General features: G+C 68.9%; 10 protein-coding genes. 3 read left to right on the top strand and 7 right to left on the bottom strand.

Annotated features, from left to right (window positions below):
* Positions 1–11: 11 nt before the first annotated feature.
* The 3 genes from ACFVH5_RS10685 to ACFVH5_RS10675 form a co-directional block, all read right to left on the bottom strand.
* Positions 12–6917 carry a polymorphic toxin-type HINT domain-containing protein gene (locus tag ACFVH5_RS10685; RefSeq protein WP_385833175.1) on the bottom strand — a complete coding sequence of 2302 codons (6906 nt, stop codon included), beginning with the start codon at positions 6915–6917 and terminating at the stop codon, positions 12–14.
* Between the two features lie 119 nt (positions 6918–7036).
* Positions 7037–10639 carry a LamG-like jellyroll fold domain-containing protein gene (locus ACFVH5_RS10680; RefSeq protein WP_385833174.1) on the bottom strand — a complete coding sequence of 1201 codons (3603 nt, stop codon included), beginning with the start codon at positions 10637–10639 and terminating at the stop codon, positions 7037–7039.
* A gap of 80 nt (positions 10640–10719) precedes the next feature.
* Positions 10720–12222 (bottom strand): VCBS repeat-containing protein, encoded by a 1503-nt coding sequence (locus ACFVH5_RS10675; RefSeq protein WP_385833173.1) that lies wholly within the window; start codon positions 12220–12222, stop codon positions 10720–10722.
* Positions 12223–12695: 473 nt separating this feature from the next.
* Between ACFVH5_RS10675 and ACFVH5_RS10670 the strand changes: the two genes are divergently transcribed.
* Together ACFVH5_RS10670 and ACFVH5_RS10665 are read left to right on the top strand one after the other, a co-directional pair.
* Positions 12696–13592, top strand: a complete 897-nt coding sequence (locus tag ACFVH5_RS10670; RefSeq protein ID WP_385833172.1) for an alpha/beta hydrolase — start codon at positions 12696–12698, stop codon at positions 13590–13592.
* A 16-nt stretch (positions 13593–13608) separates the two neighbouring features.
* Entirely contained in the window at positions 13609–15696 is a 2088-nt protein-coding gene (locus tag ACFVH5_RS10665) for a glycosyltransferase (RefSeq protein WP_385833171.1), read from the top strand.
* Positions 15697–15700: 4 nt separating this feature from the next.
* Here the strand turns inward: ACFVH5_RS10665 and ACFVH5_RS10660 are convergent, their stop codons facing one another.
* From ACFVH5_RS10660 to ACFVH5_RS10645, 4 genes are all read right to left on the bottom strand, one after another.
* On the bottom strand, positions 15701–17308 hold the full coding sequence (locus tag ACFVH5_RS10660) for a DEAD/DEAH box helicase (protein ID WP_385833170.1): 1608 nt from the start codon (positions 17306–17308) through the stop codon (positions 15701–15703).
* Between the two features lie 140 nt (positions 17309–17448).
* Complete coding sequence (locus ACFVH5_RS10655) at positions 17449–17652, bottom strand: cold-shock protein (RefSeq protein WP_003969786.1); 204 nt, start codon at positions 17650–17652, stop codon at positions 17449–17451.
* 190 nt (positions 17653–17842) lie between these two features.
* Positions 17843–19381, bottom strand: a complete 1539-nt coding sequence (gene hutH / locus ACFVH5_RS10650; protein WP_385833205.1) for a histidine ammonia-lyase — start codon at positions 19379–19381, stop codon at positions 17843–17845.
* Between the two features lie 99 nt (positions 19382–19480).
* Positions 19481–20623, bottom strand: coding sequence for a diguanylate cyclase domain-containing protein (locus ACFVH5_RS10645; RefSeq protein WP_385833169.1), 1143 nt, complete (start codon positions 20621–20623; stop codon positions 19481–19483).
* Positions 20624–20748: 125 nt separating this feature from the next.
* Here ACFVH5_RS10645 and ACFVH5_RS10640 point away from each other — a divergent pair, with 125 nt between their 5' ends.
* Entirely contained in the window at positions 20749–21624 is an 876-nt protein-coding gene (locus tag ACFVH5_RS10640; RefSeq protein WP_385833168.1) for an enoyl-CoA hydratase/isomerase family protein, read from the top strand.
* Positions 21625–21963: the final 339 nt, after the last annotated feature.

Genomic DNA, 21963 nt, shown 5'->3' with positions numbered 1-21963 from the left:
ATGTCGGACGCTCATCCGAGTTGCTCGATGAACCATTTTTGCGCCGCACCCGGAGTATTCGGCACTCCTGCTACCCCGCCCGCTCGCAGCACATTCGCACAGTAAGTGACACAGCTCTGACTTCTCAGGCTGTATGCCGGATAAGTTCCCTTCGCCGTCTTGCCCATCATAACTTCCGTGTACGCCATAGCAGCGTCCGCATTCGGCAGACGAATCTTAACGTTGAGAGTCGTCTTGGGATCAAGGTCCGAGGCGTCAAAAGTCTCGACCCCGGCGCGTGGACTTTGTGTACTGCCGAACTGATGCGAGGACATTACTTCACCTGCATCGCTCCTGACCGTGATGAGCGCATGCTTCGCATCAGGGTTGCTGAAGTCCAGGTGGACTATCGCCTCGCCGCCGCAATTGTGAACAAGTAGCGGTGAGGCTCCCGCCAGCACATAGTACGTATGCACGTTGCTGACCGTGAGGTTATGAACCGTGGCCGTCGGCGCGGTCCAGCGCTTGACCGCGCTGATCTGGACCCTGGTGCCCGAGCCGGTGCTCAGCCACTCCCCGGTCGTCAGGTCGGTGGCGTCGATCCACTCGCCGAGTTCCGGGACCCAGAAGGGATGGCCGTCGGTCGCGGTGACCGAGGACGTCTTGCCGCCCTTCTTGCCGTCCGTGTCGATCGTGACCTTGACGAGGTGCTTGACGCCCTCGCCCTTGATCTCGGCGGTGACCGTCTCGGCGCTCGTCTCACCGGTCTCCGGATCGGTGGCCAGGACCTTGTCGCCGATGTCGACGTCTCTGATGGCCTTCGTCGTGCCGTCGGCCATCAGCACCCTGGTGCCAGGGATGAAGCTGTTCACCGCGCAGGACTCCGCCGCCTCCTCCGCGGCTCGGCTGGTCCTCTTCCAGTCCTTGAACGCCCCCCAGAGCTGCTTCCCGAGAGCGACTATGCGTTTGCCGAGCGCCCACGCCTTGTCGACGCGATACCAGTACTTGGCGACCAGCCTGCCGATCGGACCACCGCTGATGAGCGATGAGACGACGTTGACGATGGTGGCCCCGCAGGCGCCCAGACTGCCCGTGGTGAAGCAGTCCAGGGCATCGGTGAGCCCCAGTTCGTCCGCGATGATCTTGCCGAGTTCCTTGGCGACCGCGATCGCGCGCTGCTTGGTCGCATCCGCCTCGCGCTGCTTGACGGCCGCGGCGGAGGAGTGGCCGATGGCCTGCGCGAGTGTCACCCCGGCGGCCGCCGCGTTGGCGGACACCTTCGGCGGGCCCGGTACCACCCCGGGGGTGGTGTTCTCGCACTGGGCGCACGGCCGGGTCGGGCAGTCGATCTCGGCGCACATACCGGTGGGGTCGGCGATGGTGACCGGGTTGTTGTTGCCGTACGCGTAACCGTTGATCTGCTGGGGATTGTCCACGTTCAGCACCGGGTCGGCCGAGACGAACCTGCCGATCGCGGGGTCGTACTCGCGTGCCCCGAGTCTCACCAGGCCTGACGTCTCGTCGTTCGTGCCGCCGACGAAGCCCTTGTCGTCCACCCACTTCGACGGGTCCGACGAGGCGCTGTCCCGCCCGTTGCCGAACGGGTCGAGGCGGCGGCGCTGTGTCTCGCCGGTGACGGCGTCGATGGCGAGCTGCGCGGTGCCGTGGTGATCGCCGGCCAGGAAGGTGACACCGTCCGTGTCGCGGACCGCGACCGTCTGGCCGCCGACGGAGTAGTAGCGGGTGGCCTTCACCCCGCCCGACGACTTGTCGAGGCGCAGTTCCATCCCGGGCAGGTAGAACGTCGTCTCCGACGCCGACTTCCGCAGCACCCGGCTGCCCGAGGCGTCGTACACGTACGACGATTCGCTGCCGTCCGCGTTCGTCACCTTGGTCAGATCGTTCTGCTTGTCCCAGGTGAGCGACTGGGTGTCGCCACCCAGCACACGGGTCTCGGTGTTCCCCGCGGCGTCGTAGGAGTACGTGTTCTGCGAGGTGACGGCGGGTGTCGTGGACGTCGCCGCCGTCTCCGCGACGACCTTGGTCAGCTGGTGCGGACCCTCACCGTTCTCGCCATAGGTGTAGGTCTTCGCCGAAGTCGCCGTGCCGCCGATGCCGTGCGCCGTCTCGGAGGTGCGGTTGTTGAGCGCGTCGTAGCCGTAGCTGTGCCAGTAGGGAGCCGTTCCGCCGACCGTGGCCGCCGACGGGGCGGAGGCACAGGCCGCGTCCGCGCTCCCCGTGCCGGCCTTGCCGTCGGGCGTCACCTTGGACGTCCAGTTCTCGGTCGTCCGGCGCAGGTTGTCGTAGGCGAAGCACTGCGCGTCGCGTGTACCGCCGGTCGGATCGTCGACGATGGACAGGACGTTGCCCGCCGCGTCGTACGTGTAGTCGGCGTCGTAGGCCGGCGACGACGCACCCTTGACGGTGACCTGAGCGTTGGTGAGGCGCTGGGTCCCCTGCTCGTACTCGTAGTGCAGCAAGGTCTTCTTGTCGGAGGAGCCGCCGGTCGTCAGCTCCATCCCTTCGAGCTGGTTCGTGGGGGAGTACGAGACGGACGGGACGTAGGTACCGCCGCCGAGGGAGGTGTTCAGGGCCGTGGGACGTTGCAGGGAGTCGTACAGGTAGGACACGGACTCGGCCGCGAGACCGCCGACGGCCGGGAAGTTCTGGCCCGAGACGGTGCCGTCGTCGTAGTACTGGGTGTTGAACGAGTAGGTGCCGCCCAGTTCCGGCTCGGCAGTCTTGGACAGGAAGTAGCTCGTCTGGCTGGGCTTGTAGTCGTTGTTCTCCTCCAGGACCGGGTAGGTCACCGAGGAGTGGACCGCGCCGTCCTTGTAGGAATAGACGCCGTACAGCACCCCCTTGGCGGCGGTGTCGTACCTGGTCACCGACAGTCTGGTGCCGGTGTCGGCGGCACCCTGCCAGGTGGAGACGGGTCGGCTCAGGCTGTCGTACACCGTCGTGGTGGTGTTCTTGCGGGAGTCCGTGACGGAGGTCAGGCGGTCCAGGTCGTCGTACGTGGACGTCGCCTCCCCGGTGTCGGGGTCGACCGTTCTGACCTTGCGGTGGCGCTGGTCGTACTCGTACGTCCATGCGTTGCCGCCACTGTCCTCGACGCCGGCCAGCTCACCGGCGGGCGTGTAGCGGTAACTCGTGGCGGTGTAGTCCGCCGACGTGCCGGACGGCACGGGGGCGGCACCCTTGTACTGGCGCAGCTCGACCGTGCGCTGACGTGCGTCCGTGATGGTCGTCGTCGCGGTCTCGCCGGTCGGCGGGTCCACGTGGACCCGGTCGCCGCCGTAGGCATAGGTGGTGCGGTACTTCTCCACCTGGGCGACCTTGAAGATCGAGGCCGTGGTGCGGCCCACACCGTCGAACTCCGTGACCGTCTGTGCGTCGATGTCCTCGCCCAGCGGTGCGAAAAGGGTCGGAGTCGGGGCCTCTTTCGCGTAGTAGGTGGCGTTCGACTTCACGATGCGGCCGGAGCCGTCGTAGTACGTGTCGGCGATCAGGCGACCGCCGTTCTGGCCCTTGGCCTGGATCTGACGCGGCCTCAGCAGCCCGTCGTACAGCGTGTACTCGACCCCGTACGTGCCGCCGTTCTCCACTCTTTCCGTACGCACATAGCTCGGGTCGGTGGTGCGGATCCCGTACGCGTACTTGATCGACGGGGAGTAGGTGGCCTTGGCCCGGTCGGGGAGCCAGACGGACGTCAGCCGGCCCATGCCGTCGTAGGCGAGGTCCGTGCGTTTGTTGTTCACGTCCACCTGGGCGGAGGCCCGCCCCCATTGGGGGGCGTACTCGGTCGTGGCGACCCAGCCCAGGTTGTTGGTCTCCTTCTTGGCCGTCGCGAGGCCGTAGGTGTCGGTGTAGGTGATGGTCTTGGGGGTCTCCTTGGCGTCCTTCAGAGTCAGCGGACGGCCGTACTTGTCGTACGTCGTGGTAGAGACCGTCTGATAGCTCGCCGCCGTGCCGCTGTGCGAGGAGAGCCTCTTGAGGACGGTCGGGTTGCCCACGGTGGGTTCGGTGCCCACGCCGGTCGAGCCGTCATAGAGGGTCAGGTCGTCGGAGATGACGTTCTTGGAGCGGTCGGGGGTCGTGCCGCAATCGACGGCGACCGTCTCGACGCGGGAGACGTACGCGTACATGTGCTTGGCCGCGTTGTCCGCGTACTCACTGCGGATGCACTGGTTGTCGGCCACCCCGGTCTCGCCGTAGTCGGCGACCTGGGTGATGCGCCCCGTGATGTCGTCGTAGCTGTTGCTGGTGGCCACCTGGCGCCAGCCGCCCGAGGCGAGGGCGGTGTAGACGTCCGTCCTCGCCGGCCGGATGAACCGGGCGGTGCGGGTTCCCCAGTCCTTGACCCGGGTGGCGGTGACCTTGTTCCAGACGGTGTTGACCGTCTTGGAGTCGACCTTGGTCCCGTCGTAGGTGAGCGTCTCCAGTTCCAAACCGGACTTCCAGTCGGAGTCCGTGTGACTGGTGCCCGTCGAGTCGGTCACCGACGACGACCTGGTGCCGCCGTCAGGATCCGTGTCCCCGTCCAGTCCCTGGAAGAAGACGTGGTCTGCTCTGGTGTTGGAGGCGCTGGTGGAGCCGTCGGACGTCTCGACGCGGACCTTCCGGTAACCCCGCCAGTCGCTCCAGGTCAGGTACTCGGTCTTGCTCAGCCCGTCGGGCTTGGCCTTGCGCCAGCCGGCGTCCCCGACATAGGTGTACGACGTCGTCTGATCCGGGCTCCCGCCGACCCGGTCCGTCTCCACGACGGAGGCGACCACATATTTGTGGAACCAGTCGGTGATCGGATCGGTCACACCCGGCGGATGCCATTTCACGGGGTAGCAGGCAGCCGTGCTCTTGCCAGGAGTGGGCAGGCTCGATGCCTTGCACGCCGCGTCGGCGTAGTTGACGGACAGAACGCCGCCGGACTCGTTCTCGACCGAGGACATCCGGAAGCGGATGAAGGGCTGGATGTTGTCTCCGGCCACATCGACCCGGTTCGCGAGCTGCTTGCCGTGCAGTTTCACCGAAGGGACCGACACGTCGGTGCCGACGAGCCCCGTGTGGTCGATGGAGTCGAGCCACAGGGACTTCGAGGCGTCGCCGTTGTCGGTGAAGAGGTGGCCCAGCGCCCAGGAGTCGACGTCCTCGTACGAGCTGTCGCCGTTGCGGATCTGGGTCGTGATCTTCGCGAGCTGCTTGCGGGTCCAGAAGGTGGGGGAGTTCTGCCCGACGCACTTCGTGTCCGCCTTGCAGTTGCGGTCCCACGGCACGTCGGGCCAGTCGGCCGCCGTGGAGTCGGTGAGCGCGGCGGCGGAGCAGTCCGTCAGGTCACCGATGCAGCGTTCCTCGGTGCCGAAGACGATACGGGCCGACGCCTTGGTGCCGTACACCTCGCCGGCGCGCTGACCGTAGTCGGCGCGTTTGAGGTATCCCCCGCGGACGTACGACTTTCCGTTCTCGCCGGTCTTCAGGCCCTGGGTGTAGTGGTTGGTCTCCTTGTTGTAGAAGTACGACATGGCGTTGCCCTGCGGGTCCACCACGTAGTCGAGGTTCCAGCGCCAGGCCTGCGTGCAGAAGGCGTCGGCGAAGGTCTCGTCGTAGCACGGTTCGCCCGAGTCGTCTCCGTAGACGGGAACGGTCCAGGTGGAGTCGGTCTCCTCGTTGCCCGTGGCGAAACCGGGCAGCTGGTTGAGGCCGAAGAAGTACTGGGTCCCGTCGTCGGACGTGACCTTCCAGTGCTCGCCGTTGTTGTCGCCGTTCGTCGCGTCCTTGAGCCGCTCGACCTTGCTGAAGTCGTCCGAGGCGATGCGCCACTCGCCGGTGGTGTCGTCCTTGACGATTTCTCCCGAGGAGCCGCTCGCCAGGGAGATGGTGGCGTTGGCGCCGCCCCAGCACTGGTCCCCGTTGGTGTCGTCGTGGCCGTCGTCGCTGCACGGCTTGTAGCGGCGTTCGATGAAGCCGGGCTCGTAGGAGAAGCCCTGCCCGACCCAGGACCCCTGGTTGTTGGTGGTCGCGGTCTGGCCGTCGATGGACTGCGAGGTGTAGCCGAGGGCCACCTGCGGGGCCAGGCCGCCCGGTACGGGTGGGGCCGTGATCGGATACGACCAGTTGAAGGCACCGGAAGCGGTCGAGACGCTCCACTGCGAGGACGGCTGCAGTGAGGTGGCGCCGAAGTCTCCGTGGTCACCGGAGGCGCCGGCGGTGGCGGCGAGGACCGTGACCGAGGAGTCGGCCGCCTCCGTGCCCGGTCCGGCAGCGGAGCCGGAACTGTCGGCGGCTGCGGTGACCCTGGCGGTCAGGGTCCGCTCCACCGCGTCGTTGGTGCTGTCCAGTGGTTCGGGAGTGGAGCAGGCCTTCTCCCGCGGGGTGGTCAGTACGCAGGCCGGGAACTGGACCAGGCGCAGCCGGGAGCCGTATCCGGCACCGTAGGCGTCGGCGAATCCGGCGTAGTCGAGGGCGACCTGGACCGGCGCCCTGCTCGCGGCGCCGTCCGTGCGGGCCACCGTGAGCAACACGCCGTCGACGCCCGCGGCTTGTGCCTTCTTGCGGCCGAGGACCGCGACGCGCACCGAGTCTGGGCCGGTGGTACCGGTGGCGGCGATCTCGACCGGGAGACCGGCGGCCTTGACGGGTCTCTTCTTCTCCCCCGGCAGAGCGACCTCGTCCGAAGCGGCCTTCGGCCAGTGGGTCTCGGCGGCGGACTTCACGGCCGCTTTCTTCGCCGGGTCCGGTTTGCCGTACGTGCGCGCCTTGACGTCCTTGCCGCGGACAGGGTCGTCCGATGTCGTCTGTGTACCGGACCGGGTCCGGTCACCGTTCGAGGCGGCTGCTTCGGGAACGTACTGCGGCAGAAGGCCGACGGCCAGTGCGACACCGAGCGCGAGCACCGTGCTGCGCACGGGTGCCCGCAGTCGCGAGCGGAAGGGCGAGCGCATGACAACTCCGTGGGAGAGGAAGTGAAGGCGATGAAGGAGCAGCGCGAGAAGGGGACGGACGGGCGCCTCCTCCGGTCCGGGCGACCAGGGCAGGGGGAGGCGCCCCCCGTGTCATGCCGTCACGTCACGGTCTCCTCGACGCTCGCGCCGGCCGGCAGTACGGCGACGGTGGGCACGATGCTCGCGTCGAGCGCGCCGCGGTACATCCGGAGTTCGTCGACCGCGCCCGAGAAGTAGCCGGCTCCTGTCGACCCCGTCAGCGTCCGGCCGACCTGGAGCGAGGCGGTGGTGAAGTCCCACGCGTTGTCCCAGGGGGCCTGGGCGACAAGGGTGCCGTTGACATAGAGCAGGACATCGCCGAAGACCGCCGAGTAGACGAGCGCGAGATGGTCGCCGTCACCTTCGCTGCTCGGCAACACCCCGGTCGCGTTGACTTCGGTGGTGGTCGCGCCCGGCGCGTCCTTGTCCGTCATGGTGAGCTGCCACCGGCTTGCCGAGGCCAGATAACGCACGGTGATCGCACTGTTGTCGGCGCCGGCCAGTGCCAGGACCGTCTGGTCCCTCGTCGAACCGGCGGCGGCCAGGCGTGCGCGGGCGGTGAGCGTGAAGCTGTCCTCCTTGGCCAGCAGACCGGCCGCTCGTCCGGCGAACGCGTCCGTACCGTTCAGAACCAGGTGCCCGTCACCCCAGAGGGGTTCGGCGGGTGGCACGCAGTCCGGGTCGGCCCCGGGGTCGCAGGAGTCGTCCGGAAGATAGATCGCGGCGTCGCCGCCGAGCGACAGACCCGTACCTCCGCCCTCCTCCGGGGCGAGTCCCGTGGTGGCGCTGTCGACCTGCCAATAGGCCAGCTGGGTCGCGGAGATGCCGCCGAGGTCCTCTCCCTCGGCCTCCGGCACCACCCGGTCGAAGACCTTGACGTCGGCGATGCGGCCCTTGAAGTTGCCGGTGTAGCCGTCCAGCGACAGCTTGCGGCCGATCTGAAGGGCGCCGGTCGCGTTCCAGGTCGTGCGGCGCTTCTGGACGTCGCTCTCGATCAGGTCTCCGTTGACGAACAGGCTGAGCGTGCCGAGCTCACCGTCGTACGCACCTATGAGATGGGTCCAGCTGCCGGGTACGGCTGTTGCTCCGGACACCTTCCAGGAGCCCATCGACTCCATGTCGTTGATCGGGGTGCGGAAGGTCCATGATTCCGTGTCCACGTCGTAGCCGAGGTCGAAACCGGGGCTCGCGGTGCCGTCCTGGCTTACGACAGTGACGTCGTCGGACGGCCGCTCGGGCAGGTTCACCCATGCGCTCACCGAGAACGTCGCACTCGTGTCGACAGCGGGACTCCCGGCGTCCAGATAGGAGTTCTCGGTTCCGTCGAGGGAGGCGGCGACGTCCGCGGCGCCCAGGGGTCCCTCCGCGCCGAAGGTCACGCCTGCCCCCGGGACGGCGTTGGGCGCGCCGCTCATGCCTGCCGCGGAAGCCGATCCTCTGGCGTCGCCGAGCGCCCAGCCCGCGGCCGGGGCCCTGCCGTCGCTGACGAGGAACACGTACGAGTTCGCGGTCTTCTGCGCGTTACCCGCTCCGTCGACCGCCTTGGCCTCCACGAACATCAGACCCTCGTCGGGCGGCATCCAGCGCACGGTGGCCGGACCGCCCGTGGACTCGGCGTTCACCGTCGTCCAGTCGCCGTCCTTGAAGCGGTACTTGTAGTGCGTGACGTCGGCGGACGGTGAGTCGAACGTGAAGCTGCCGTAGTCCCCGATGCCCGCGTGCCAGGCATCGTCGTTCGGGTACTCGGTGGAGGTGATCACCGGAGCCTTGGGGACCGTGGAGTCGTGGATGAACTCGCAACGCGTCGCGTCCCCGGCGGTGCTCCAGGGGCCCCACCCCGTGCCGTCGTAGCCACGTACCGCCCAGCCGATGGTGACGTTCTGCGGGATCGTGTAACTCGCGTCGTCCGGGTCGGCTTCGAGGTTGCTCCCCACGGTGTACGAGAAGGAGTTACCGCCGGTGTTGCCGCTCTTCGACGCGTCGACCGTGGTCTTCGGCCCCGTGGTGGCGTATCGGTCGTAGGAGGTGCCGCCGACCGTCCAGAAGACGTGGAACTGGGCTCGAAGGCTCTCGGTGTTGCCGCCGGCGTCGCCGTGGTCGTAGTCCTTGATGAACGCGGTCAGCCTCGGCGCCTCGGAGACATAGTGCTCAGCGGCGTTGCCGTATTCGCAGGCTCCACCCGGCGTCATCTTCAGGTCGTCCGTGGCAGGTTGCAGCGGCGGCCTGTTGTAGGTGACCGAGAGGTGCGCGTTGCCGCAGAAGCGCTTCCAGTACGAGTAGTCGCCCTCCTCGACCGCCTTGAGCCGGAACGTCGTGGTGTCCCAACTGCTGTCCGCGGCCTTCTGGACCGTGCTCTTCACGTTGAACCGGACGTTCTGGTTCGTGGACGAGCAGGAGCCGGCCGGGTTGGTGGGCGACTGTGTGGCGATGGCGTCCTTCGAACCGGGTTGGTTGCCCCAGTTCGTGGAGGAGCTGATCGCACTCGCACCCGTCGAGTTGACCCGGCTCAGCTGGACGCCGCGTGCGGAGTCCGAATAGGTGTGAACCATCGTCACCGCGAACTCGGCCGACACGATGTCCTTGCCCTCGAAGGCCCCTGTCGGTATCGCGAAGAACTGGCGCTTGGTGTCGTCGGCGGTGTCGGAAGCGCAGAGGGCGGAGATGTTCCTCGGGCAGAGGCCCACGCCTTCGTCCTTATCGAACTTCCAGAACTCGGCGGACGAGTGGTAGGAGGACACCATGGTCCAGCCGGTACGGTTCGCGGTCCTCACGACGGGGTCTATGTACACCGGGTAGACGGTGTCCTTGCCGGTGAGGAGCTCGGCGTCGGGCTTCAGCGTCATCGTTCCGGCAGTCGTGTCCACCGCGACGTCCGCTATCCGCGTCCCGTCCGGCGGAACCACCGCGTCGCTTCCCCCGGTGCCGGGCCCCGCAGTGGATGAGCCGGTGGATGCTGCCGCGCCCGACTGCCCGGAACCCTTGCTGGAGTCCCACATCACGGGCTGTGGCGCCTCGAAGACAGTGCCTCCGCTACCGGTGTCCCGCGCTTCAAGGCCCCCGTTCTCCGTCGTCGCCAGCTCGACGGACCCGGTGTCGACCGGTAACTCAAGATCGGCCAGCTCGGGATGTGCGGCAGCCTCGGCGCTCTTGACGACCAGGACGTGCGAGAAGCCCTCCGCACTCGCCGTGACCTGGAGGTCGACGCCGTCAAGAACGTCGCGGTACGTGGCGGTGGATCCGTCGATCTTCGGCGTGGGCAGCGCGTGCGGCCAGTGCAGACCGAGGGCACGCCCGTCCTTCTCGATCCTGGCGAACGCCCCCTTCCCTCCTCCGGAGAAGGTCATGGCGGTCAGCGCGGCCTTCGGTGCGAAGTCCCCGCTGCGCTGCCTCACCAGAGTGGTGTCGATCTTCGTCCACTCGCCGTCCTTGCGCGTACGGACAGGCTGGACGTACTCGGTGGTCGTGAAGGTGCCGTCGGGGTTGGCGACAGTGGTGCTCCGCTCGTCCCGCAGCGCAAGCACCTCGACTTGCGTGCCGGAGGCGGCCGCCTCGGCCTGCGCGTCGGAGGTACCGAACGCTCCCTGCTTCCCCCCGGCCGCCGCTGCCGCCCGGCTCAGCTCGCCGTCGGCACCGGGTACGACCCCAAGGCCGGTGGCCAGCAACGCGGTCAGAACAGTGGTCACGACAGCGACCCGCCGGCGTCTTCGGATGCTGATCACGTGACGCCTCACCGTGGTGTTCCTCTCTCTCGCCATGTCGCGGGTCACCCGACCACGCCGAAGGCCGTGCCTGCGTCGGGAATCCCGCCCGCACCGGGCTGGAAGGTCGTCGTGCCGGTGTTCGTGGAACCGTCGACGACAGACCAGGGAATGGCGTAGAGCACACCCCGTGGGGTGGCGGAGTCCTTGCTGTAGGGCACGCCCAGGTAGAGGTTGGCGCCGCCCGACGTCATGCTGATACCGGTGTAGTCGCGCGAGGTGGCCGTACCCGGCAGTGCACCTGCGCCGGTTGCCCGGCTGAGGATCTTGTCGTTCGCACCGATCGAGGTGTCCAGCGGACGGAGAATCTGCACGGCTCCGGCGTCCTTGGCCGATCCGACGTCACGCCCGGGAATTCCTACCGCCAGCCGGATCGTGGCGTTGCTGCTCACCACGGTCGTGTCGGTGTTGGCGATGGTCACCCGTTGGCCGAAGAAGTCGCCTGTGGTGGGAAATCCCTCCACGCCGTCGGTGCTGGAGTCGACCGCGGCCAGCTCGGTGTAGGCGCCCGACGGCTGGATACGGATGACGGATGCGGCACCCGCGCCCGTCACCGAGCCCACCGCCTCACCGGGCACACCGATAGCCAGCAAGGCGTCCGAGTTGTAGGTCTGGTCGCCGGGCCGGAAGTTCGTCATGTCCAACGCGGTGCCGAACTGGTCATCGGGCTCGGCCACACCGGCCAGCCCCTCGCTCGTGGCGCCCTGGTCGAGCCCGGCCAGGGCGGTGGGCACGTTGTTGGCAATCGTGTGGTTGAAGACCGTGACCGCACCGGCGAAGGTCGCCTCCGCGCCGATCGTCTCGCCGGGAGCACCCACCGCGAAGTAGCGATTGGTTCCCGTGAGTGAGTAGCCGAAACGGTCGTGAGCCTCGACGGTTCCGGGCACTCCGGCGTCGTCCTGATTGACCGTGGTTCTCGTCGTGCCTTGCTGGTAGTGGATGCAGCCGGCGTCCGCGTGATCGACTCCGCCGCTGCCGACGTTCTCTCCCGGTACGCCGACGACCAGGTAGGCCGCTCCGCCCGAGGTCGTACCCGACTGCAGGGCGAACCCGAACCGGTCGTACTCCTCGGTGACCGTGCTCGCGTCGAACTGGGCCTGGGTGTAACTCTCTATGGCGGAGCCAGTGCCGATCCCGGCCGCCGTGCCGTGGATCACATAGATGGCACCCGCGTCGTGCAGGTCCGCGCCGTCCTTCGTGACGTCCTCGTACGGTGCCCCGACCACCAGGTCCGTGCAGCCGTCCCCATCGGCGTCGTACGCGGTGCGCGAGGCCCCGAACTGATCACCCCGCTCCGGCACGGCGTTCATCCCGCTGGTCGCCTGGGAGATCTCGAAGACTCCCTTGCCACCGCTGAGAACGACCCGTACCAGACCGGCCCGCGCCGCACCGCCGACGGTTGCGTTGGGGTCAGCGACGACCGTATCGGTGACGCCGTCCCCGTTGAAATCCGTCGCGGTCCCGCCGACGCAGGCTGCTGCATCCGCCGGGTGCCCCGACGAAATCACGCCGACTGTTCCAAGAATTAACGCTGCCGCTGCGGCCAGCCCGACTGAGCTCATGCGCCTCCGCATGAGTCACCCCCACCCTCCGGTTTTTTACTCTCTCAACGCAATAGGTGCACCTGGAAACAACACGATTGGATCGCCCCACCCCTGGAGCAGGCGTAAACGTAATGGCTGACGACACACACATGTCAAGGCCTTTTTTGTTTTACGCCGGATAAACAGGCTCAAGAACTATAAAAGAGAAGATCATCACCTTCCGCACAAATAGCGGACAAGTGATGCCATGCCACCCGTCTCCACTTGACGAACCTTCAGAAAGCGCTTCATATTTACTTCACTTTTAGCTTGCAGATCGTTCGACAGCCCGTCACAACGACACCTCACCCAGTCAGCACATGGCGTCACTTACCAGACATATCGGTCTGGTTTGAGGTTGTGACGTCTACACCGAGAAGACGAGGACGCGTACACCTGTGATTCGCCTGTGGGTCTGCCTGACCGTCGGCGCAGCCATGATCGCGAGCCTCCTGATGGTGGGCACGCAAAGCAGTACCGCCGCCGGACGCAATGAATCCACCTACGCCTACGGCTCGCACGCCCGACAGATTCTCGACGCCTACTGGAATACGACAGATTCCGCACAGCCTGGCGTCGTCATCCTGCACGGGGGGTACTGGTACGAGGATTCCGGTTGGGCCACCTGGTCCCGGCACTTCGCAGACAACGGCTACGCCACTTTTTCAGTCGACTATCGGCTGAATTTCGACGCCTCATGGCCCGCCCAGCGGTCAGATGCAATTTCAGCCATTGACTGGATAAAGTCCAACGCGGCCAAATTCAACCTGGACGCCGAGCACATCGTGGTCCTCGGCTCGTCCGCGGGTGGCCAGATCGCGACAGCACTGGCCACTTACGGCTCGGGCGCCGACCGGATCGATGGTGTGGTGGCACTCTCCCCTGTCGCGTCGCCTTACCGTGCGTGGAACGACGGGAACCACGATGCCAGCACGGCAAAGGAGCGCAAGGTCCGCGACAACGCGACGATCCTGGCGCGCTGCTTCCCGGACGAGGCGGACGTCGACACGTCGGTGCACGCGAGCTGCTGGGACACCTGGAAGGACATGGTTGCCAAGAACCGTGCTTCCGGCGCCAATGACGCCCCCATGTATCTGATCCATTCCGAGGGGGACTTCGTCCCGGTCCAGCACTCGCTCGACCTGGAGGAAGCCGAGGAAATCGGCCACGACATGCCCCCGGCCGGAGTCACGGTCGAGACGGTGACCGGAAGCAGCGCGCACGGAGGCGGTCTGCTGGATGTGAACGGTCTGCCGGACAGGGTCCTGGCCTGGATCGCCGACCACACTTCCTAGGCAGGACATCACCCTCTTGAAGATCACTTTTCTGCTGCACAACGCCTACGCCATCGGCGGCACCGTCCGCTCCACACTCAACCTGGCCGGCGCGCTGGCCGCCCGGCACCAGGTCGAGATCGTTTCGGTCCTGCGTACCGCGGAGGCGCCTCTCCTCGGAGTCAGCGGCAAGGTCCGCCTCGTCCCGCTCGTGGACGAACGCCTCGACGCACCGACGTTCGACGGGGGACATCCCCTCTCAGCCCGTCCCTCCCGCATCGTGCCGCCCACCGAGGTCCTCGCACACCGCTACACCGAACTCACGGACGAACGACTACGCCGCTTCCTCGATACGACGGACGCCGATGTCGTCGTCGCGACCCGTCCCGCGCTGGTCGTCCTCCTGGCCGAGCACGGTGCGTCCCGCTATGTGCGCATAGGGCAGGAGCACCTGTCGTACGACGATCACGTACCCGGTGTCCGGACGGCGCAGAATGACGCGATGGCACGCCTGGACGCCTTCGTCACCGTGTCGGCGCAGGACGCGGCGGACCACCGCAGGTGGTTACCCGGCCTGAAGACACGCATCACCGACATACCCAACGCCGCACCGAGACCGAAGGCCGAACGCTCCGACAGACAGGCCCCCTTGGTCATCGCCGCAGGACGTCTGATGCCGGTCAAGCGGTACGACCTGCTCATCGACGCCTTCTCCAAGGTGGTCGCCGTACACCCCGACTGGCGACTGCGGATCTACGGACAGGGGCCGGACCGCGCCGCCCTGCGCGCCGCCATCGACGAACTACGGCTGAACGACCACGTGTTCCTCATGGGACCGCACACGAGCATGGAGACGGAGTGGGCCAAGGCCTCGATCGCCGCAGTGAGTTCGGACTGGGAATCCTTCGGCATGACGATCCTGGAGGCCATGCACGCGGGCGTTCCCGTGGTCGCGACCGACTGTCCGCACGGCCCCGGCGAGATCATCACCTGCGGCTCGGACGGCCTGCTGGTGAAGCCTGGGGATCCGGCAGCACTCGCCGCCGGACTGCTGCAGCTGATCGAGGACGCCGACCTGCGCCGATCCATGGGAGAGTCCGCCAGGGCGACCGCGCAGAAGTTCTCCCCGCGACACATCGCAGGCAGGTACGAAGTGCTGCTCGGTGAACTGCTGGAGGCACGGACCTCACCGACAGCCAAGGTCACACGCCACGTACGCCGCATGATGGGCACGCTGCGGTCCGCCGCGCGGGGAGCGGATACCACTCCTCCGAAGGTCCCTGCCGTCCCATCGGTGGCCGCGGCCCCGCACGACCGGCCACGGCCCCTGCGTCCGAAGGGCGGCTGCACCACCGACTCGACCGGCGGCATACGCGTGACGGTGAACCCGTCGGGAGTGTCCGGCGACGCCCTCGCACTCGTGCTGCGTCAACGGCACGGTGATGACGAGGTTCGCGTTCCGCTGGAGCGGCCGAGCGGCACGAAGTCACCCTGGACGGCGGAGTTGACCCACCGGCACGTCATTCTCGACGAGGGGCGTTGGGACCTGCACGTCGAGCGCTCGGAGGACGGCTCCTCCCGACGGCTCAGAGCCGGACTCGTGGAGCAGCGCGGTCTGTTAGGCGGGGAACCCGAAGAGGGCGAGGCGTTCGCCTGGTGGATTCCGTACCCGACCAAGGACGGCTATCTGGCCGTGCGGACCTTCCGCCGCGCCGCCCACGCGGAGGCCACCGCTCTGCACACCGACGACGGTTCTCTGTCGGTGGAGGGCATCCTGTACGGGGCCGTACTCGGCCGGGGCGCCGTGCTGTCGGGGGTCTCCCGCAGCGGGACCGCGCACGACTTCGAGGCCTCCGCCACATCCCCCGACGGAGGAAAGACGTTCCAGGCCCGGATGACGTCCCTGTCCCGTCCGGCGGATACGGACAAGCCCCTGTGGGACCTTTTCGTCCGCCCCTCCCACTCCGCCGAACCGATACGGGTGGGACGGATCATCGGCGACATCGTGGACCGGAAGGGGACGGACAGGCATCCGCGTACGACGCTGGGAACGGCGGCGGACCGGCCGGTACAGGCCCGCTTCTTCTTCACCGTCACCAACGACCTCGCGATCGACGCGGTGTGAGTGCCTAGGCCGACTTCCGGCCGCCGCCCTGTCCACCCCTCGTTCCGCGGTTGCCCGCGCTGCCCGAACGCACTCCCGTGGCCGCGCCACCGCGGCCACGGGTGCCGCCGCCGACTCCTCCGCGACCACCGCCACCGGAACCGGACCGGCCGGCACCCCCGCCACCACCACGCCGTGCCCGGGACTTCCCCTGGGACGGCTGGGCGGCCGCGGGCTCCGGTACGGGGATGACGACCGGGACGCCGGAAGGCTCCCGCGCCCCGGTGATCCGTACGAGCTCCTCGTCGCTGGACCTGACGCGGGCCGTGTGCGGGCTGATCCCCGCGTTGGCCATCAGCTGGGTCATGTCCCGCTTCTGCTCGGGCAGGACCAGCGTGACGACGCTGCCGGACTCCCCCGCGCGAGCGGTACGCCCGCCGCGGTGCAGGTAGTCCTTGTGGTCGGTCGGCGGGTCGACGTTCACGACGAGGTCGAGGTCGTCGACATGGATGCCGCGCGCCGCCACGTTGGTCGCGACGAGGGCGGTCACCAGACCGTTCTTGAACTGGTCGAGCGTGCGGGTGCGCTGCGGCTGCGAGCGTCCGCCGTGCAGGGCGGAGGCGCGTACGCCGCTCGCGAGCAGCCGCTTGGTGAAGCGGTCGGCCGAGCGCTTGGTGTCGACGAACATGATCACGCGCCCGTCGCGGGCGGCGATCCTCATCGCGACGGCCTTCTTGTCCGTCTCGTCGGCGACGTGCAGCACGTGGTGCTCCATCGTCGTCACCGCGCCGGCGGACGGGTCGACGGAGTGCACGACGGGGTCCGTGAGGTACATCCGCACGAGCCTGTCGATGTTCTTGTCCAGGGTCGCCGAGAACAGCATGCGCTGACCGTCCGGCTCGACCTGGTTCAGGAGACCGATGACCTGGGGCATGAAGCCCATGTCGGCCATCTGGTCGGCCTCGTCGAGGACGGTGATCGACACCTGCGCGAGGGTGCAGTCGCCCCGGTCTATCAGGTCCTTGAGGCGTCCCGGCGTGGCGACGAGCACCTCGGCACCGCGCCGCAGCAGGGCGGACTGCTTGCCGATGGAGAGCCCGCCGACGACGGTCGCGAGACGCAGGTTCACGGCCGTGGCGTACGGCGTGAGCGCGTCGGTGACCTGCTGCGCGAGTTCACGCGTGGGCACCAGGACGAGCGCGAGCGGCGCCTTGGGCTCGGCGCGGCGGCCTGCCGTGCGGGCGAGCAGCGCGAGGCCGAAGGCGAGGGTCTTGCCCGAGCCGGTGCGGCCCCGGCCGAGGATGTCGCGTCCGGCGAGGGAGTTGGGCAGGGTGGCGCCCTGGATCGGGAAGGGGTCGGTCACACCCTGGGCGCTGAGGGTCTTGCCGAGCGCGGCCGGCATGTCCAGCGCGTCGAAGGACTCGACGGAGGGCAGCGCGGGCGTGAGCGTCTGCGGCAGGGTGAACTCGCGCGGCGGGGCGGCCTGCGCGATGGGCTTCTTGCGTACGTTTCTGCCGCCGCCGTTGGCGGGGGCCGCCTGGCCTCCGCCGCGTGTGCCACGAGAGCCGCGGGAACCCCGGGAATTCGCCGGGCGTTGGCCGGCGGGTCGTTCAGGACGTTCGGATCGAGTCATGCTGGATCGGGAATTCCTTCCTGGGCCGCACGGATTCCCGTGCATTCACGGTTTCCCGTGCTCAAGGACACACGGACAGCACAAGCCGGGACCCGCACCCGAAGGTGCGGGCCCCGGCTCGCGTGATGCGCGTCCCGGAATTAGGCGGGAACGATGTTCTCCGCCTGCGGGCCCTTCTGGCCCTGCGTGACGTCGAAGGAGACCTTCTGGCCCTCCTGCAGCTCACGGAAGCCAGAGGTGGCGATGTTGGAGTAGTGGGCGAAGACGTCGGCGCCGCCGCCGTCCTGCTCGATGAAGCCGAAGCCCTTTTCGCTGTTGAACCACTTCACGGTGCCAGTAGCCATGTCATTTCTCCTTGGATAGGTGTGGCTCCCATCCGGAAATGACCGGAAAAACAAAACGCGCCTGAGAGAGAATCCTTTCAGGCGCACAAGTTAATGGGTACCAAAAACGTTTCGCTATGAACCCTAGCACACGAAGTGGCGGGGCTGCCGTGACGCACACGACAGCCCCGCCCGCCCGACGGGAATTGCGTCAGGACAGCGGGCCCGTCACCGGTTCCACGGCCGCGACCAGGCCTCCGGCGCGTACGAAGGCGTCCGCCGCGGCGAGGTCCGGGGCGAGGAAACGATCCGGCCCGGGGCCCGCCACTCCGGCGGCCCGGACGGCGGCGATGGCGGCCCGCGAGGCCGGCGCGGGCGTGAGTCCGGCACGCAGCTCGACGGCGCGCGTGGCGGCGTACAGCTCGATGGCGACGATCCGGGTCAGGTTGTCGACGGCCGTGCGGAGCTTGCGGGCGGCCGACCAGCCCATCGAGACGTGGTCCTCCTGCATCGCGGAGGACGGGATGGAGTCGGCGGAGGCCGGTACGGCGAGCCGCTTCATCTCGCTGACCAGGGCGGCCTGCGTGTACTGGGCGATCATCAGGCCGGAGTCGACGCCCGCGTCGTCCGCGAGGAAGGGCGGCAGCCCGTGCGAGCGGTTCTTGTCGAGGAGCCGGTCGGTGCGGCGTTCGGCGATGGAGCCCAGGTCGGCCGCGACGATGGCGAGGAAGTCCAGCACGTACGCGACCGGGGCGCCGTGGAAGTTGCCGTTCGACTCGACGCGCCCGTCGGGCAGGACGACCGGGTTGTCGACGGCGGAGGCCAGTTCGCGGTCGGCGACCAGCCGGGCGTGGGCCATGGTGTCGCGCCCGGCACCGGCGACCTGCGGGGCGCAGCGCACGGAGTACGCGTCCTGTACGCGCGGCGCGTCGTCCTGGTGATGGCCGGTCAGCTCCGAACCCTTCAGCACGGCCAGCATGTTGGCGGCGCTGACGCTCTGGCCGGGGTGCGGCCGGATGGCGTGCAGTTCGGGCGCGAGGACCTTGTCGGTCCCGAGGAGCGCCTCCAGGCTGAGGGCGGCCGTGATGTCGGCGGACTTGTAGAGGGTGTCGAGGTCGGCGAGGGCCATGATCAGCATGCCGAGCATGCCGTCGGTGCCGTTGAGAAGGGCCAGCCCCTCCTTCTCCCTCAGCTCGACGGGCTCGATGCCGTGCTCGGCGAGCAGTTCACCGGCGGGGCGGACCACACCGTCGGGACCCTCGGCGTCCCCCTCCCCCATCAGGGTCAGGGCGCAGTGGGAGAGCGGCGCGAGGTCGCCGGAGCAGCCGAGCGAGCCGAACTCGTGGACGACCGGGGTGATTCCGGCGTTGAGGACGTCGGCCATGGTCTGCGCGACGGACGGGCGCACCCCGGTCCGGCCGGAGCAGACGGTCTTCAGCCGCAGGAACATCAGCGCCCGGACGACCTCGCGTTCGACGCGTGGCCCCATCCCGGCCGCGTGCGAGCGCACGATGTTGCGCTGCAACTGCGCCCGCAGCTCCGGGCTGATGTGCCGGCTCGCGAGGGCTCCGAAGCCGGTGGAGACCCCGTAGACGGGTTCGGGTTTGGCGGCCAGCGCCTCGACGATCTCGCGGGCCGCGGCGAGCGCCGCCACGGCCTCGCCGGAGAGCTCGACCCGGGCGCCGCCGCGCGCCACGGCCAGCACGTCGGACGCGGTGACCCCGCTCGTCCCCACCACCACAGAGTGCATATCCATATTCAGGAGCGTACGCAGTGAATGCGATGGTGTCACTAGTGGATGCCTGGTTGGGTCCTTACATCTGCGTCACACCGGGGCCCCGCGCGCGGCCTACCGCCGGCCCCGGAACCGCCGCCGCTCGGCCGCCGCGGGCGGGGGCGCGTCGGCGAGGCGTACCACGGGATCGTCGGGGCCCTCACGCCCGGCGACGACGGGCTTCGTGGCGCGTACGGCCTTGGCGCGGTACTGGGCCGCGTCGGCGAGGCGGAAGAGGCGGCGGGCCGAGCGGACGGGCCCGAGGGGATCCCCCGTCGAGGCGATCCCGCACGCGACCCCCTCGCCCAGTTCCAGCTCGCCGGCCCGGCGGCACAGCTCCTCGGCGACGCGGACCACCTCGTCGGCGGCGGGGCCCACCGCGACCAGGCAGAACTCGTCACCGCCGAGGCGCGCGGCGAGCGTGCCGGGCAGCATCGCGCCGCACAGGGACAGCACCGACCCGAAGCGTTCGAGGAGCCGGTCGCCGACGGCGTGGCCCCGGGTGTCGTTGACGCGCTTGAGCCCGTTCAGGTCGCACACGACGAGACTCACGACCACACCCTGCGCGCGATGGCACTCGATGGCCTCCTCCAGCCGCATGTCCACGGCCCGGCGGTTGGCGAGACCGGTGAGCGCGTCGGTGAAGGCGAGCCGCCGCGCCTCCTCCAGCCGTTCGGTCTGCGCGATCCCGGCGGCGACCACGGAGGCGAGGACGGTCGCGAAGTCGGCGTCGGCGCGGTCGAAGACGGGCGCACCGGCCGACCGGGCGACATACAGCTCGCCCCAGGCGCGCCCGTGCAGCACGATCGGCGCGACGACACAGCAGCCGCGTCCGCGCCGCCGCAGCGCGGCGACCCGCTGATGGCAGTACTCGGCGCTCCCGGCGGCCGGACCCTCCGCCGTCTCGACCCAGGCGTTGGGCTCGCCGCCGCCCACCCAGCGCTCGTGCAGGAACTCGGTGATCTCGGGGAACTGATGGACGGGGTACGTCTCCGACTCCGGGAACTCCTCCTCGCCCGGGGCCCGCTCCCCCGTGTTCACCAGGACCCGCAGCCGTCCCAGCTGCCGCTCCCACACGGACAGCGCGGCGAAGTTCCCGCCCAGCGCCCGGCGGGCCCCGTCCGCCGCCGCACGCCAGGACTCACGCGGGGCGTGCGCGGCGGCCATGCCCTGCGCCAGCGCCACCACGGCCCTCAGTCGCACATCGTCACCACCCATTACCCTAGGTTAGGTAGGTTTGTACGACTATGAGAGGTCGACGCGGCGAACAGGGGTTTCCTCGCGGACGGCCCACTGGGATGATCGACCCGGAAGTTAACCCACGTTAACCGGGGAGCATCGCCATGACGGAGCAGGACGGCAACGGGCCCGACCAGGCCGATCGAGCGGACCGGGCGGACCGGGCCGACCGGGCCGACCAGGACTCGCCGCGACGGTTCGGGGAGTACGTGGCGGTGCGGCGCCCTGCCCCGTACGTCGCGGAACTCTCCCTGGACCGGCCCAAGGCCATGAACGCCGTGTCGTCCGGGATGGCCCGCTCGATCGCCGCGGCCTGCGAGGCGCTGACCGCCGACCGGGACGTACGCGTGGTGGTGCTGACCTCCACGCACGAGCGGGCGTTCTGCGTCGGCGCCGACCTCAAGGAACGCAACTCCCTCACGGACGCCGAACTCGTCCGTCAGCGGCCCGTCGCGCGGGCGGCGTACACCGGGGTGCTGGAGCTGCCGATGCCGACTGTGGCCGCCGTGCACGGGTTCGCGCTGGGCGGCGGATTCGAGCTGGCCCTGGCCTGCGACCTCATCGTGGCGGACGGCACGGCCGTGGTGGGCCTGCCCGAGGTGTCGGTCGGAGTCATCCCCGGCGGCGGCGGTACGCAGCTGCTGCCGCGCCGGGTGGGCGCCGCGCGGGCCGCCGAGCTGATCTTCACCGCTCGGCGGGTGGCGGCCGTTGAGGCACGGGAACTGGGGCTGGTCGACGTCCTGGTCGACGACGGCGAGGACCGGACGGAAGCGCTGGCGCTGGCCGCGCGCATCGCCGGGAACTCGCCCGTGGGGCTCCGGGCCGCGAAGCGGGCGCTGCGGCTCGGACACGGGCTCGATCTCCGGGCCGGCCTGGAGATCGAGGACGCGGCGTGGCGGTCGGTGGCGTTCTCCGGGGACCGGGTGGAGGGAGTGGCGGCGTTCGCCGAGAAACGCCGCCCGGTATGGCCCGGGGAGTAACCACCACGCTCCCCGCCCACTGACCCGGGAGCTCCGCCCCCGAACCCCCTGCGTCCTCGAACGCCGGACGGGCTGCCGGGATTCGTCCGCGGGCCGGTGGGGGCTGGCCGCGCAGTTCCCCGCGCCCCTTGGCGGCGGGGCTGCGCCCCGGCCCATGGGGCTGCCCGCGGGCCCGATGGGGGTTGCTCGCGCCGTTCCCCGCGCCCCTATGGCCGACGGGCCGCAGGATTTCGTCTGCGGGGCGGTGGGGGTCGGCCGCGCCGTTCCCCGCGCCCCTGAAATGCGGGGCTGCGCCTCGGCATTTCGGGGTGGCGGGCTGCCCGTCATCCCTCAGCCCGT

Origin of the sequence: Streptomyces sp. NPDC127119, assembly GCF_042677425.1 — a bacterium.
Taxonomy (GTDB): Bacteria; Actinomycetota; Actinomycetes; order Streptomycetales; family Streptomycetaceae; genus Streptomyces.
This window is presented reverse-complemented; position numbering and strand designations above follow the sequence as displayed.

Coding starts and splice junctions, on each gene's coding strand:
- ACFVH5_RS10685 (WP_385833175.1), bottom strand. CDS start 6,917: ATGCGCTCGCCCTTCCGCTCGCGACTGCGGGCACCCGTGCGCAGCACG.
- ACFVH5_RS10660 (WP_385833170.1), bottom strand. CDS start 17,308: ATGACTCGATCCGAACGTCCTGAACGACCCGCCGGCCAACGCCCGGCG.
- ACFVH5_RS10655 (WP_003969786.1), bottom strand. CDS start 17,652: ATGGCTACTGGCACCGTGAAGTGGTTCAACAGCGAAAAGGGCTTCGGC.
- hutH (WP_385833205.1), bottom strand. CDS start 19,381: ATGCACTCTGTGGTGGTGGGGACGAGCGGGGTCACCGCGTCCGACGTG.
- ACFVH5_RS10645 (WP_385833169.1), bottom strand. CDS start 20,623: ATGGGTGGTGACGATGTGCGACTGAGGGCCGTGGTGGCGCTGGCGCAG.
- ACFVH5_RS10640 (WP_385833168.1), top strand. CDS start 20,749: ATGACGGAGCAGGACGGCAACGGGCCCGACCAGGCCGATCGAGCGGAC.